We start from the raw sequence: 13,401 nt of genomic DNA, 5'->3' as shown, positions 1-13,401 counted from the left end.
AAGTCAGGGCTCAGAGGCGTTCGATGATGGTGGCGATACCCATGCCGCCGCCGACGCAGAGGGTCGCCAGGCCGTAACGCTGGCGCCGCGCTTCCAGCTCGTCGAGCAAGGTGCCGAGGATCGCGCAGCCGGTGGCGCCCAGCGGGTGGCCCATGGCGATGGAACCGCCATTGACGTTGACCTTTTCCGGGTCGATGGCCATGTCCTTGATGAACTTCAGCACCACCGAGGCGAAGGCCTCGTTGACCTCGAACAGGTCGATGTCCTCGACCCGCAGCCCAGCCTTGGCCAGCGCCTTGCGCGTGGCCGGCGCCGGCCCGGTGAGCATGATGGTCGGATCGGTGCTGGTGACCGCCGTGGCGACGATCCGCGCCCGCGGCTTGAGGCCCAGCGCCTGGCCCTTGGCCTCGGAACCGATCAGCATCAGCGCCGCGCCATCGACTATCCCTGAGCTGTTGCCCGGGGTGTGCACGTGGTGGATGCGCTCGACATGGCTGTAGACCCGCAAGGCGGTGGCGTCGAAGCCCATCTGGCCGATCATCTCGAAGCTGGGCTTGAGCTTGCCCAGACCTTCGAGGGTGGAATCGGCGCGTATGAACTCATCATGATCCAGCAGGACGATGCCGTTCTGGTCCTGCACCGGCACCAGGGACTTGCTGAAAGCCCCCGCCGCCCTGGCCCGCGCGGCCTTCTGCTGGGACTGCAGGGCAAAGCTGTCGACATCCTCACGGCTGAAGCCTTCCAGGGTGGCGATCAGGTCCGCGCCTATGCCTTGCGGGGTGAAATGGCTGTGCATATTGGTTTGCGGGTCGAGCACCCAGGCACCGCCGTCGCTGCCCATGGGCACCCGCGACATCGACTCGACGCCGCCGACCACCACCAGGTCCTCGAAGCCGGAGCGCACTTTCATCGCGCCCAGGTTCACCGCCTCGAGGCCCGAGGCGCAAAAGCGGTTGATCTGCACTCCGGCCACGCTGACGTCCCAGTCGGCGACCAGCGCTGCGGTCTTGGCGATATCGGCCCCCTGGTCGCCAATCGGCGTCACGCAGCCGAGCACGATGTCGTCGACCTGGCTGGTGTCGAGTCCGGTACGCCGCTGCAGGGCATCGAGCAACCCGGCCAGCAGGTTCACCGGCTTGACGCTGTGCAGGGCGCCGTCGGCCTTGCCTTTGCCACGGGGGGTGCGTAATGCATCGAATATCAAAGCCTGGGTCATGACGTCCTCGAACCGCTGTGCAGATGAATGATGACAGGGCTCCCACTCTTGGCCCCGAGGGCCCCGGATTCAATGACCGATGCGCTCACTGACCTTGACGGTCACGCTCAGACGAACGGTAGTGAGCTAATGGATTCCGCCCGCCGCATAACGGAACTGTCTAGACAAAGGCCGGGCAAGAAGATGGCAATAAGCCTCATGCGTTTTTTAAAGCATCCGCCTATTAGCTGATATGAAATGGATCTAAGCCAAGGGTTACAAGGCCCCTAAGGTAGGAACTGTAGGCAGTGAATCGTTGCAGCCGGGTCTTGCCGGTGCACGTGTAAGAAAAGGGACACATCGCCTGACCAGAGTGAAGCGGCAGGCATGCATTTGATGTTCAGGAATAACAACAAAAGGCATTCAGCCATGTTCAAGCATTCGAAAGTCCGTCAAGCGGGGCTCATTCTGTTCGCAACCACCTTGCTTCTGATTTTGCCGAATCTCACCAAAGTGATCGGCTAGAGGCGTGGCCATCCCGTCACGCAATTGCATCTTTGTGCTCCGGTTCGCTACCGAGGCGGGCGCTTGTGTGCCACTCTTTCTGACGCCGCGGCCACGCTGAATCAGGGTGTCGTCGCACCTATCAGAAAACTGGAGACAGGCCGTACGCGCTGCTCTCCACCCCAGCGACGGAACAGCGATCAATTGAAATCTCTTATCCTCCTGTGCAGCGCCCTGCTGCTCACCACACCCGTGCATGCCGCGCAGCTGACCCTGGAACTGGGGGCCGACAGTCGCACCTGGCAGACCGAAGAACTGCTCAAGCACCCTCAGGCCCGGAGCATCACAGTCAAGGATGACGTGTCGTACAAACGCGACATGAGTTACCGCGCGGTGCCGATCTCGGCCCTGCTCACCGGCATCAAGGCTGATGACCATCTGCAGGCTGTCGCCCTGGACGGTTTCGCCGCCGAGTTGCCCGCCGCCCCCCTGCTCAACCAGGACGGCGCCCAGGCCTGGCTGGCCATCGAAGACCCGGCCAAGCCCTGGCCGCCCCTGGCTGAAGGCAAGCACAGCGCCGGGCCTTTTTACCTGGTGTGGACCAACCCGCAGGCCGGTCATATCAGCCCCGAGCAATGGCCGTTCGAAGTGGCGAGTATCAAGCGCCTGGCGCCGGTGGCCGAGCGTTTCCCGGCCCTGCGCCCGGACCCCAAACTGGCGGCCGGCGACCCGGTGAACCAGGGCTTCGCCCTGTTCCAGAAGAACTGCCTGGCTTGCCATCGCCTCAACGGCGCCGGCGACTCGCAGTTCGGCCCGGACCTGAATATCCCCTACAGCCCCACCGAGTATTTCGGTGCGGACTTCCTCAAGCGTTATATCCGTGACCCACAGAGCCTGCGCCGCTGGCCACAGGCGAAGATGCCGGCCTTCGCAAGCAGCGTATTGCCGGATGCCGAGCTGGAGTTGCTGGTGGGGTATCTGAAGCATATGGCGGGACGTAAGCAGCCTGGGCAATAAAGCTGGCTTGGGGAGATGCTGTCCAGAATGCCATCGCAGGCAAGCCTCGCTCCTTACAGTCGGGCCTGCTCCCCGGCAAGCGCTCCATTGCAATGCAGTGGCTATCGACGGCATAGCCAGACTTGATTTCACCGCTTGGGCAAAACTGCGCAAAATTCGCTGCAACAGCGCAGATGACTTCAGTACCACCACGGTGCGCAGTCGATGCCCCACCCTTCATGGCGCCAATGGCAGCCGGACCCGGAATGTCCCCGACCGGTTTCCTCTCCTACCGGTCTTCCCTTTTGGCCACCCTCAGCGGGTGGCCTTTTTTTACCCACTTTTTTTTGTAGGATCCCGGGGGCAGAAACGAAATCGGCCGACCCGAAGGTCAGCCGATGCTGAGTCTTGACGCTATTCATATGCACTAAACGAGTCGCCCTCGAACCTCCTGCTTCACGCCCCAACCTTCAATGATCCCGCCCAGGGGCGCAACCACCGCTTCAAAGTCCTGCTCGAAATCGCCGATGCCGCCGTAGGTGGCGTACATCACCTTGCTCAGCTCCAGGTACCAGGCGCCGTCATCGCGCACGCTGACCTGGGCATTCAAGGATTCACCGCGGAACTGCCCTGCCGCCCTGCGTGCCCGCTCCTCGTCCGGAAAAATGGCGTAGAACTCGATGGGATGGAATCGTGAAAAGTCGAAACCGCCTTCTTTCATGCGGCGCAGCACGCTGCTGCTGATGTCTTCTTGATAGGCTGTGCTCATGAAACGTCCTCCTCAAACCGATGGATAGACTTTCCGTACTCCCTTGCCTGTCACCGCACGGTGCAGGCTTGCGGCGAGAAGATCGCCGCCAGGAAACAAGCATGTAGCTGACAAGACCAGACCTTAGCGATTCATTCGCTGATCTCGAATGCAGAGTAGCGCCAAGACGCAGGCGCTGCCAAGGTCTGGGTTAAAGCTCGGTGGAGCTTTGCGCATTAAAGATTAAATCGGCGTAATGCTGAGGATTTGAATGCTGTTCTGATCTTTCAGGCTCTTGAGCGTAGGGTCGTCGGTGCGCCCTTCCAGATCGTTGAGGTCAAGCTCGGCCGGAACCGGCAGAAGCTTTGCGCGAATCAATTGTGCCGCCTCCTCCATGCTGGGCTGCTGCTCACAGTCGAACTGCTCGACTGACTGGACACCATGATCGTCAACGAAAGTGACTTGCCACTTTTGCATCAGTGCCTCCTTGATGAAGCCCATGGATGGACTCACAAGATGTCGACCCTGAAGAACCAAGGATCGTTCAAACCAAAGGCCCGGCGGTGCCATTAAAAAAGGCTGCCCTGGGGCAGCCTTTTCGCAACGATCGGCGTTTACGGTTTCTCGGCGCGCGCCTTCAATGCCTTGAGGGTGTTGAACGGCGCATCCACGACAAACTTGTTGGCCAGCCAGGACGGCACGCTGCCGCCCGGTTCGGTGTGCACCTGATAGGTCACTTCGACCTGGTCCGCGCCCTTGGGCACGAACTTCCAGAAGCCTTCGACCTGGGCGACACGCACGAAACCTTTCTCCTCGGGAAGGTAGGTCGGTACGCCTTCGAGCTTGCGGGTCAGGCTGCCATCGGCCGCTTCGCTGGTGGTGACGTGCAGCACCGAATCACGCGGCGTGACCGGCCACGGGGTATTGAACTGGGTGTAGGTCCAGCTCTGCTCACCTTCGTGCTTGAGCAGTTTCTGCGACTTGCACTCGTGGATCCAGGCGCAGGCGCCCGTCACGTCGTCCTGCAAAGCGCGCAGCTTGGCCACGCTGGTTTTCATGGTGGTCACGCCCCGGTAGGCCTTGTATTTGGAGCCGGCCACTTCACTCAAGGAGACCTTGATGCCGTCTTCATCCTTGGCCGTTTGCCAATCTTCGGCGTGGGCGGTTGCCGACAGCAGAACGGTCAACCCACAGAGCACAGCAATTCGATGCAGCGAACCCATTGTCTTATTCCTTATTGTTGAAGTTCCGTTCATTTCAAACACTTCATGCCGCCGTCATTTGCTCCCACCAGCCCAACAAGCGGATAGCCTCTTCCCGGCTGCCGCCACAGACTTCTACATCGGCCTGGAACGCACCACAGACGGCGGGCCGTTCGGGTTGGCCGAACAAGCCGCACAGCAGTTCGACAGAAAGATGGATGCAACGTTCTCCGGCCGGTTTGCCATTGGGCATTCCGGGAATCGGGGTACTGATGGAAGGGGCAATGCAACAGGCGCCACAGCCTTCACGGCAGTTCATGACGACAAGCTCCTCGCGACGGGCAAAGTATTGAAATGACGCGGACTAGAGTAACCGCTAAAACAGCCGTTTGAAATTGGCCGCCCACGGGTTTTTACGCTCAGGCTCGCGTGACTGACCAGTCTCCGACAAAGCGTCAGGGCTGCGGGTCACAGTCAGGATGAGGGTTTACTGCTTGAACTCGAAATCCAGCGCCGCGCCTTCCACATCACGCCGTTCGTCATTGCGCAGTTGCAACTGCATTTCATTGCTCAGCAAGCGCCCGTTGAGCTGGAACGGACTGTCGTCCTTGGGTTTCTCGCCGAACATCGGCGGCAGCAACGGGGTGCGCTTGGGCTGGTTGACCGAACCGATCGGCTGCAATTGCTTGACCATTTCCGGCGGCAGGCTCAGATCCACATTGGCCGAAGGCAAACGCGTCTTCACGATCTCACTGGCAGGCTTGGACTTGGAAGCGATCGGCGCGCGCCTTTTCTGTACCTTGGCCTTGGGCTTGGCCTTGCTGGTCGCTGCCGCCTTCTTTACCGGCGCGGCTTTCTTGGCTGCCGCGGTTTTCTGCGATTTATTCGCGGTGGCGCTTGCCGCGACCTTTTCCTGGGCCGGAGCCGCCAGAACGCTGGCCGTGCCGAAAGCACTCAATACACTGACCAATACCCAGGCAACAGGAAAAATCGCTTTCATAGAGAGACAACAGGATCGGCGGCAAAGAGCCATATGCTCGCCTGTTGTCCGCGCGAAAACAAGCGCGGTAACCGATCCTTCAAAAACCGCCCGCGGCCTCCTGACACAGCTGGCTGGCCAGCATGCCCAAGGTCATCAGTGCCCGTTCGGCCTCGCGATTCCATGGGGTACCGCAGTTGAGGCGAATGCAGTGGTTGAACTGCTCGGTATTACTGAAGATCAGCCCCGGCGCGATACTGATGCCCTGCTGCAATGCCCGGACATGCAATTCCTGGGTATTGACCCGCCCCGGCAGGCTGACCCAGAGAATGAAACCGCCGTTCGGACGGGTAATCTGCGTGCCCTCCGGGAAGTACTGCTGCACCGCCAGCTGAAAAGCGCTGAGGTTCTTGCGGTACTCCTGGCGAATGAAACGCAGATGCCGGTCGTAACCGCCGTTCTCCAGATAGGCCGCGACGCCCATCTGGGTGACGCTGCAGGCCGAATGAGTGCTGAAGGTCTGCAAGCGCTGGATTTCCTGCTGGAACTTGCCGGCAATCATCCAGCCGATGCGCACGCCGGGTGACAGGGTCTTGGAAAAGCTCGAGCAATAGATCACCCGATCCAGCCGGTCATAGGCTTTCAGCGCCTTGGTACGACCGACCTCGAACATCAGTTCGCCGTAGATGTCATCTTCGACCACCTGGATATCGAAATCCGAGGCCAGGCGCAGCAGTTGTTTCTGCCGCTCTTCCGGCATGGTGCCGCCCAGTGGATTGCTCAGGCGCGTGGTCAACACCAGGGCCTTGATCGACCACTGGTTGGCCGCCAGTTGCAGCGCTTCCAGGCTCATGCCGGTGGAAGGGTCGCTGGGAATCTCGATGACCTTGAGCCCCAGCAGGTCGGCCAGTTGCAGCAGGCCGTAGTAAGTCGGCGACTCCGCGGCGATCAGGTCGCCCGGGCGGGTCAGCACGCGCAACGACATCTGCAGGGCATCCACGCAGCCGTGGGTGATCACCACTTCGGAGGGGTCGACCACCACGCCAGCGTCGCGCATGCGAATCGCCACCTGTCGGCGCAACGGCTCGAAGCCGGGGCTGAACATGTAGCTGAAGGCGCGCGGGCTGTGGAAACGGGTGACCTTGGCCAGTTGCTGGTGCAACGCCCGCACCGGCAAGTAATCGACGCTGGGCACCGCGGCGCCCAGCGGAAACACGCCTTCACGGCGCGACTCCACCAACACCTGATGAATGATGCTGCTGCGAGTCACCAGGCCCGGCCGTTCGACCCGGGCGATGTCCGGGGTCGGCGCGGTCAGCGCCGGGGTCTGGTGCACGTAATAGCCCGACTGCGGACGGGCGCGGATCAGCCCCTGATCCTCGAGATTGGCGTAAGCCTGGAGCACCGTGGCGTGGCTGACGTTGAGCTGGGAACTCATCTTGCGTACCGAAGGTACGCGTTCCCCGGGCTGGTACACACCACGACGGATATCTTCAGCCAGCTGCTGAGCGATACGTTGATAAAGCAAGAGATTGGTCATGACGCTGCACTCGATTTCACCGGCATTTTATTCTTGTGGATGACGATACCGGAACAGTTCATAAGTGTACTGGGACAGTTGCCACAATAGTCGACCATACAGGGCAGTGTCAGCAAAAACTGTACTGTTTTGTGTGCCAATCGTCAGGCACAAAAAACCCCGGCTCCGCAGGGGAAAACCGGGTTGTCTTGAGCCGCTGCGTCTTAGCGCGCGGCGCCCAACTGGCCTTTCTCGTCGGAGAAGACAATTTCTACCCGACGGTTCTGCGCCCGCCCACGTTCCGAGGCGTTGGCCTCGACGGGGTACTCATCGCCATAACCTTCAACCTGGACCCGTTTCTCCTCGACGCCCAGGTCCACCAGGATATCGGCCACGGCCTGCGCCCGGTCGCGGGACAGTTTCAGATTGCTCTGTTTGTCGCCGGTGTTGTCCGTGTAGCCCTCGATCCGCACCACACGCTTGGGGTTGAGCTGGAGAAACTGCACGACCTTGAGCACGGTACGATTGGCCGAGCTCTTCAGCTCCGCTTCGCCGGTGTCGAACAACACATCGCCCAGGGTCATCACCAGCCCGCGATCGGTCTGGGTCGTGGCCAGGTTGATGATCTGCTCTTCCAGCCACTTGCCCTGCTGCTGCACGCTCAGCAATTTGGCCTCGCGCAGGGCCAGTTGCAGGCGCTGGCGTTCGAGTTCGAGCTTGGCCGCCTGCTCCTGGTTCAGCGCCTGGTTGGTGTGCTCGCGGGCGATTTCGCTGTAGCGCTGGCTGAGGTAGGCGTAGTGCACCACATCCGAACCGCTGCCCCAGTAGCTGGACAGGCGATCGGCCCGGGCCAGGGACTCACCGGCACGGATCACATCCTTGGGCGCGATGCGCAGCACATTGGAATCTTCCTTGACCTTCTGGAAGTCCTCGCCAGCCTGTTCCAGCGCTGCTTCGCTGCGTTGCCCGGCGCAGCCGTAGAGGCCGGTGCAGGCGATCAGCAGCACGCCACTCAATACCTGGGTCAGACGAATCATTGGGCATCTCCCAACTGCTTGCGCAGACGAGTGATGCGAGTCTGGACGAGGTTCAGCTGTTCCTGGCTTTTCAGGGTCAGGACCCGCGCCTCGGCCAGGCGCGCATCCAGTTCCGCCTGCTCGGCACGCATGCGCGCGTGCTTGAACGACTCTTCCTGCATGTTGCGTTGGGCGCGGGCGAATTTGTCCTCGGCCAGTTTCATTTCCGGCACATCCTCTGCCGTGGCTCCCACGGCCTTGGCCTGGGCCAGGGTTTGTTCGGTCAGGCGCATTTGTTCATTCGGCGCCGGATCGGCTGCGCAACCCGCCAGAGCCAGGACGGCCAGGGCAGCGAAAAGAGGTCGAATACTCACTAGAAATCCCTACTGTTTGGGGGTGCTGACAGGTTGCTGCAACTGTGCCTTCCAACGCTCGAGATTGCGCTGCAGCACGGCTTCCGTCAGACCGGACGCGGGCAATTCTGTCATCTTTTTTGCCAACTGTCCGCGCAACCATGGGTCGTTGCAGGCGGAGTTGTGCGAGATGGCCAGGAACAGGCCAGGTTTGTCGGCAGGCTGCGGGAATGCCAGCAGATCGTTGGCCATGCCCAGCGACTGGGCCAGGGCCATGCCGGCGTAGCGTCCGGCCAGTACGTACTCCACCTCCCCCAGCAACAGTTTCTGGAATGCCTGGGTCAGGTTCGGCATGCGGGTCAGGCTCAATTGCTCCTTGGCGAAGGCCTCGAAGGGCGGCGTTAGGCGCGCCCTTTCCGACAATGCGCCGGTATGCCCATGCAGGTCCGACGGCTGGCTGTAGCTCAGCGTCGAGCCCTTGCGGGTCCAGACCAGGAAATCGTTCTCCAGCAGCGGCGGATGAATGTAGTCCAGCGCTTCCAGCTCACTCACCGTCAGCGGCGCGTCGGCCAGCATGTCCATACGCCCGCTGCGCACTTCGTCCAGGGCAGCGGAACGTTTGCCGGCATACAACAACTCGACCTTGATCCCCAGTTCCTGCGCCACGTGTTGCAGCAGTTCGGCGCTGGCGCCAATCAGGTGGCTGGGGTCCTGCGGGTCGCGCCACAGATACGGCGGGGCATCCGGACTGCCGGTCACCACCAGGCGCTCGCATTTACCGGCGGCCATCGACGACAACGGCATCAGTATCAGTCCCAGCAGCACTGACAGGCCACCCAGGCGGCGCAGATCCATGGCGAAATTCTCCCACTCAAATCCCAGACAATAAAAAAGCCCGGCCAAAAGACCGGGCTCTCTTATAAGTGAAGCCGCTGGATTAGACCAGCTTCTCCAGCTCTGGTACGGCTTCGAACAAGTCCGCCACCAGGCCGTAATCGGCCACCTGGAAGATCGGCGCTTCTTCGTCCTTGTTGATCGCAACGATCACCTTGGAGTCTTTCATACCGGCCAGGTGCTGGATCGCGCCGGAAATACCGACGGCGATGTACAGCTGTGGCGCAACGATCTTGCCGGTCTGGCCGACCTGCATGTCGTTGGGTACGAAACCTGCGTCGACCGCGGCGCGCGAAGCACCCACGGCAGCGCCCAGCTTGTCGGCCAGGGCGTACAGGTGTTTGAAGTTGTCGCCGTTCTGCATGCCGCGGCCGCCGGAAATGACAATCTTGGCAGCAGTCAGTTCAGGACGGTCGGACTTGGCCAGCTCTTCGCCGACGAAACTCGACTTGCCCGCATCGTGAGCGGCAGCAACCGCTTCGACAACGGCCGAACCGCCTTCGGCGGCAACCGGATCGAAACCGGTGGCGCGCACGGTGATGACCTTCACGGCGGCGTTCGATTGCACGGTAGCGATGGCGTTACCGGCATAGATCGGACGCTTGAAGGTGTCGGCGCTTTCTACCGAGATGATCTCGGAGATCTGGTCGACGTCCAGCTGCGCGGCCACGCGCGGCAGGATGTTTTTGCCGTTGGAAGTGGCGGCGGCCAGGATGTGGCTGTAGCCCTTGCCCAGCTCTGCAACCAGAGGGGCAACGTTTTCCGGCAGTTGGTGAGCGTAAGCGGCGTTGTCGGCCGACAGGACTTTGCTCACGCCAGCGATTTTCGCCGCGGCTTCAGCCACGGCGCCAGCGCCCTGGCCGGCGACCAGAACGTGGATGTCGCCACCGATTTTGGCAGCGGCGGCAACGGTGTTCAGGGTGGCCGGAGCCAGCACCTTGTTGTCGTGTTCAGCGATTACCAAGATAGTCATGATCAGATTACCTTCGCTTCGTTTTTCAGTTTCTCGACCAGTTCAGCGACCGACTTGACCTTGATGCCCGCGCTGCGTGCAGCCGGCGCTTCGACCTTCAGGGTCTTGTTGGTAGAGGCGGTGGAAACGCCCAAAGCATCAGGAGTCAGCACTTCAAGCGGCTTCTTCTTGGCTTTCATGATGTTTGGCAGAGACGCGTAGCGCGGCTCGTTCAAACGCAGGTCGGTGGTGACGATCGCTGGCAGGTTCAGCGAAACGGTTTGCAAGCCGCCGTCGATTTCACGGGTCACGGCAACCTTGTCGCCCGACACTTCGACCTTGGAGGCGAAGGTGCCTTGAGCGTAACCGCTCAGGGCTGCCAGCATCTGGCCGGTCTGGTTGTTGTCGCTGTCGATGGCTTGCTTGCCAAGGATCACCAGCTGAGGCTGTTCCTTGTCGACCACGGCCTTGAGCAGCTTGGCCACGGCCAGGGAGTTCAGTTCATCAGCGGACTCGACGAGGATGGCACGATCGGCACCCAGCGCCAGGGCGGTACGCAGTTGCTCTTGAGCAGTAGCGGGACCGATGGAGACGACGACGATTTCAGTCGCTACGCCTTTTTCTTTCAGGCGTACGGCTTCTTCCACTGCGATTTCGCAGAAAGGGTTCATCGACATCTTGACGTTGGCGAGGTCGACGCCGGAATTGTCCGCCTTGACGCGAACCTTGACGTTGTAATCGACAACGCGTTTGACAGCTACAAGAACCTTCATGGATTCCTCGTTACTCTCCGGTGAAAAGAAAGTCGCCTAGGCGAACCTGGCGGTTGATGCTCATCGGGCACAAGGGCACCTCTAAAAACGCTGGCATGGACTCTTGCAACAGCAGACAGATGACCTTGCTCACGGGATGATGACCGTTCGTCAGTGGCGACTGATCGGTCATTCTTTATCGCGGCGTGTAAACTGCGCGTTGCGTCACCTTGTACTGCCTTCGCCCTGTCTTTAGAGGTGCTCTTGAAACCAACAGTCAGCCTACGGCGAGCGCAAAACCGACCGTATCTTGACCGGAACGCCTATTCTGGTCAATACGCCAAAATGGCCAGTCATAAGCCGCGCTTCTTTGATTTACATGGGCTGCAGCAAATTCAAACAAACGTTTGTATTGGACGCTAAGAGTGGTGTAGATATAATGCGCCGCCTAGAGAGAAAGGCGGGTCGTTCATTGTCCCCTCCCCTGTTTGGCGGAGAAAACCATCGATGCGACACCCAACCTCCAATTAGAAAAAAACCGTTGAGCCTTGAGTAGGAGATAGCCTAGTGGAACGCGAATACATGGAATTCGACGTGGTCATCGTCGGTGCCGGCCCCGCTGGCTTGTCCGCCGCCTGCCGACTGAAGCAGAAGGCCGCCGAAGCCGGTAAGGAAATCAGCGTCTGCGTGGTCGAGAAAGGCTCCGAAGTCGGTGCTCACATTCTTTCCGGCGCCGTGTTCGAACCGCGCGCCCTGAACGAACTGTTTCCGGACTGGAAGGAGCTCGGCGCCCCGCTGAACACCCCGGTCAAGCGCGATGACATCTATGTCCTGAAAAACGCCGGCAGCGCGACCAAAGTTCCCGACTTCTTTGTGCCCAAGACCATGCACAACGAAGGCAACTACATCATCTCCCTGGGCAACCTGTGCCGCTGGCTGGCCCAGCAGGCCGAGAACCTGGGCGTGGAAATCTACCCGGGCTTCGCCGCCCAGGAAGCGCTGTTCGACGAGAACGGCGTGGTCCGCGGGATCATCACCGGCGACCTGGGTGTCGACCGCGAAGGCAATCCGAAGGAAGGCCTGTACACCCCCGGCATGGAACTGCGTGGCAAGTACACCCTGTTCGCCGAAGGCTGCCGTGGCCACATCGGCAAACAACTGATCAAGCGCTTCAACCTGGACAGCGACGCCGACGCCCAGCACTACGGCATCGGCCTCAAGGAAATCTGGGAAATCGATCCGGCCAAGCATCAGCCAGGCCTGGTGGTCCACACCGCCGGCTGGCCGCTGGACATCATGGGCACCGAGAACACTGGCGGCTCCTTCCTTTATCACCTGGAAAACAACCAGGTGGTGGTCGGTCTGATCGTCGACCTGTCCTACAGCAACACCTACCTGTCGCCGTTCGACGAATTCCAGCGCCTCAAGCATCACCCGGTGCTCAAGCAGTACCTCGAAGGCGGCAAGCGCGTCAGCTACGGCGCGCGCGCCATCTGCAAAGGCGGCCTGAACTCGCTGCCGAAGATGGTGTTCAAGGGCGGCGCGCTGATCGGTTGCGACCTGGGCACCCTGAACTTCGCCAAGATCAAGGGCAGCCACACCGCCATGAAGTCCGGCATGCTCGCCGCTGACGCCGTGGCCGATGCGCTGTTCGCCGGTTCCGAAGGCGCCGACGAGCTGAACACCTATGTAGAAGCGTTCAAGTCCAGCTGGCTGTACGAAGAACTGTTCGCCAGCCGCAACTTCGGCCCGGCGATCCACAAGTACGGCGCCATCGTCGGCGGCGGTTTCAACTGGGTCGACCAGAACCTCTTCGGTGGCAAGCTGCCGTTTACCCTGCACGACACCAAGCCGGACTACGCCTGCCTGAAGCTGGCCGCGGACTGCAAGAAGATCGACTACCCGAAACCGGACGGCAAGCTCAGCTTCGACAAACTCAGTTCGGTGTTCATCTCGGGCACCAACCATGAAGAAGAACAGCCTTGCCACCTGAAGCTGACCGATCCGAGCATCCCGATCGGCAAGAACCTGCCGCTGTACGATGAGCCTGCTCAACGCTACTGCCCGGCCGGGGTGTATGAAGTGATCACCAAGGAAGACGGCGAGAAGCGCTTCCAGATCAACGCCCAGAACTGTGTGCACTGCAAGACCTGCGACATCAAGGACCCTGCGCAGAACATCACCTGGGTCGCGCCGGAAGGCGCAGGCGGTCCGACTTACCCGAACATGTAAGGCGTACGCTTGAAGAAAAAAGGCTCCCGAATGGGGGCCTTTTTTATTGCCGGCGCCAC

General features: G+C 60.7%; 14 protein-coding genes. 2 read left to right on the top strand and 12 right to left on the bottom strand.

Going from position 1 to position 13,401, the window contains the following annotated elements:
* Window positions 1–10: 10 nt before the first annotated feature.
* Window positions 11–1,216, bottom strand: coding sequence for an acetyl-CoA C-acetyltransferase (locus AC07VU_RS15395; protein WP_495030102.1), 1,206 nt, complete (start codon window positions 1,214–1,216; stop codon window positions 11–13).
* Window positions 1,217–1,903: 687 nt separating this feature from the next.
* Here AC07VU_RS15395 and AC07VU_RS15390 point away from each other — a divergent pair.
* On the top strand, window positions 1,904–2,716 hold the full coding sequence (locus tag AC07VU_RS15390; protein ID WP_495030101.1) for a c-type cytochrome: 813 nt from the start codon (window positions 1,904–1,906) through the stop codon (window positions 2,714–2,716).
* 406 nt (window positions 2,717–3,122) lie between these two features.
* Here the strand turns inward: AC07VU_RS15390 and AC07VU_RS15385 are convergent, their stop codons facing one another.
* The 11 genes from AC07VU_RS15385 to AC07VU_RS15335 all read right to left on the bottom strand — a co-directional run bounded on the left by AC07VU_RS15385 (window position 3,123) and on the right by AC07VU_RS15335 (window position 11,131).
* Entirely contained in the window at window positions 3,123–3,464 is a 342-nt protein-coding gene (locus AC07VU_RS15385; RefSeq protein WP_009042886.1) for a ribonuclease E inhibitor RraB, read from the bottom strand.
* A gap of 222 nt (window positions 3,465–3,686) precedes the next feature.
* The gene (locus tag AC07VU_RS15380; protein WP_007928144.1) at window positions 3,687–3,944 is read right to left on the bottom strand and encodes a hypothetical protein; all 258 of its coding nucleotides are present in this window, start codon (window positions 3,942–3,944) and stop codon (window positions 3,687–3,689) included.
* A gap of 113 nt (window positions 3,945–4,057) precedes the next feature.
* Window positions 4,058–4,666 carry an START domain-containing protein gene (locus AC07VU_RS15375; protein ID WP_007928143.1) on the bottom strand — a complete coding sequence of 203 codons (609 nt, stop codon included), beginning with the start codon at window positions 4,664–4,666 and terminating at the stop codon, window positions 4,058–4,060.
* A gap of 43 nt (window positions 4,667–4,709) precedes the next feature.
* Window positions 4,710–4,964: a YkgJ family cysteine cluster protein gene (locus tag AC07VU_RS15370; protein ID WP_080710501.1), complete on the bottom strand. Its 255-nt coding sequence runs from the start codon at window positions 4,962–4,964 to the stop codon at window positions 4,710–4,712.
* 168 nt (window positions 4,965–5,132) lie between these two features.
* Window positions 5,133–5,645, bottom strand: coding sequence for a translation initiation factor 2 (locus AC07VU_RS15365; protein WP_114759670.1), 513 nt, complete (start codon window positions 5,643–5,645; stop codon window positions 5,133–5,135).
* A gap of 79 nt (window positions 5,646–5,724) precedes the next feature.
* Window positions 5,725–7,164: an aminotransferase-like domain-containing protein gene (locus AC07VU_RS15360; protein WP_007928140.1), complete on the bottom strand. Its 1,440-nt coding sequence runs from the start codon at window positions 7,162–7,164 to the stop codon at window positions 5,725–5,727.
* A 203-nt stretch (window positions 7,165–7,367) separates the two neighbouring features.
* On the bottom strand, window positions 7,368–8,180 hold the full coding sequence (locus AC07VU_RS15355) for an OmpA family protein (protein WP_053260229.1): 813 nt from the start codon (window positions 8,178–8,180) through the stop codon (window positions 7,368–7,370).
* Window positions 8,177–8,533 (bottom strand): DUF4398 domain-containing protein, encoded by a 357-nt coding sequence (locus tag AC07VU_RS15350; protein ID WP_009042881.1) that lies wholly within the window; start codon window positions 8,531–8,533, stop codon window positions 8,177–8,179. The genes AC07VU_RS15355 and AC07VU_RS15350 overlap by 4 nt, the downstream gene beginning before the upstream one ends.
* 9 nt (window positions 8,534–8,542) lie before the next feature.
* The gene (locus AC07VU_RS15345; RefSeq protein WP_274306019.1) at window positions 8,543–9,367 is read right to left on the bottom strand and encodes a substrate-binding periplasmic protein; all 825 of its coding nucleotides are present in this window, start codon (window positions 9,365–9,367) and stop codon (window positions 8,543–8,545) included.
* A gap of 82 nt (window positions 9,368–9,449) precedes the next feature.
* On the bottom strand, window positions 9,450–10,379 hold the full coding sequence (locus tag AC07VU_RS15340; protein WP_277588193.1) for an electron transfer flavoprotein subunit alpha/FixB family protein: 930 nt from the start codon (window positions 10,377–10,379) through the stop codon (window positions 9,450–9,452).
* A gap of 2 nt (window positions 10,380–10,381) precedes the next feature.
* The gene (locus AC07VU_RS15335; RefSeq protein ID WP_007928126.1) at window positions 10,382–11,131 is read right to left on the bottom strand and encodes an electron transfer flavoprotein subunit beta/FixA family protein; all 750 of its coding nucleotides are present in this window, start codon (window positions 11,129–11,131) and stop codon (window positions 10,382–10,384) included.
* 546 nt (window positions 11,132–11,677) lie between these two features.
* Between AC07VU_RS15335 and AC07VU_RS15330 the strand changes: the two genes are divergently transcribed.
* Window positions 11,678–13,342, top strand: a complete 1,665-nt coding sequence (locus AC07VU_RS15330) for an electron transfer flavoprotein-ubiquinone oxidoreductase (RefSeq protein WP_277588192.1) — start codon at window positions 11,678–11,680, stop codon at window positions 13,340–13,342.
* Window positions 13,343–13,401: the final 59 nt, after the last annotated feature.

It is taken from the genome of Pseudomonas sp. GW821-FHT02B10, from assembly GCF_059421865.1.
This window is presented reverse-complemented; position numbering and strand designations above follow the sequence as displayed.

Excerpts from the sequence above, each read along its gene's own strand:
- AC07VU_RS15395 (WP_495030102.1), bottom strand. The coding sequence starts at position 1,216 with ATGACCCAGGCTTTGATATTCGATGCATTACGCACCCCCCGTGGCAAA.
- AC07VU_RS15385 (WP_009042886.1), bottom strand. The coding sequence starts at position 3,464 with ATGAGCACAGCCTATCAAGAAGACATCAGCAGCAGCGTGCTGCGCCGC.
- AC07VU_RS15380 (WP_007928144.1), bottom strand. The coding sequence starts at position 3,944 with ATGGGCTTCATCAAGGAGGCACTGATGCAAAAGTGGCAAGTCACTTTC.
- AC07VU_RS15375 (WP_007928143.1), bottom strand. The coding sequence starts at position 4,666 with ATGGGTTCGCTGCATCGAATTGCTGTGCTCTGTGGGTTGACCGTTCTG.
- AC07VU_RS15370 (WP_080710501.1), bottom strand. The coding sequence starts at position 4,964 with ATGAACTGCCGTGAAGGCTGTGGCGCCTGTTGCATTGCCCCTTCCATC.
- AC07VU_RS15365 (WP_114759670.1), bottom strand. The coding sequence starts at position 5,645 with ATGAAAGCGATTTTTCCTGTTGCCTGGGTATTGGTCAGTGTATTGAGT.
- AC07VU_RS15360 (WP_007928140.1), bottom strand. The coding sequence starts at position 7,164 with ATGACCAATCTCTTGCTTTATCAACGTATCGCTCAGCAGCTGGCTGAA.
- AC07VU_RS15355 (WP_053260229.1), bottom strand. The coding sequence starts at position 8,180 with ATGATTCGTCTGACCCAGGTATTGAGTGGCGTGCTGCTGATCGCCTGC.
- AC07VU_RS15345 (WP_274306019.1), bottom strand. The coding sequence starts at position 9,367 with ATGGATCTGCGCCGCCTGGGTGGCCTGTCAGTGCTGCTGGGACTGATA.
- AC07VU_RS15340 (WP_277588193.1), bottom strand. The coding sequence starts at position 10,379 with ATGACTATCTTGGTAATCGCTGAACACGACAACAAGGTGCTGGCTCCG.
- AC07VU_RS15335 (WP_007928126.1), bottom strand. The coding sequence starts at position 11,131 with ATGAAGGTTCTTGTAGCTGTCAAACGCGTTGTCGATTACAACGTCAAG.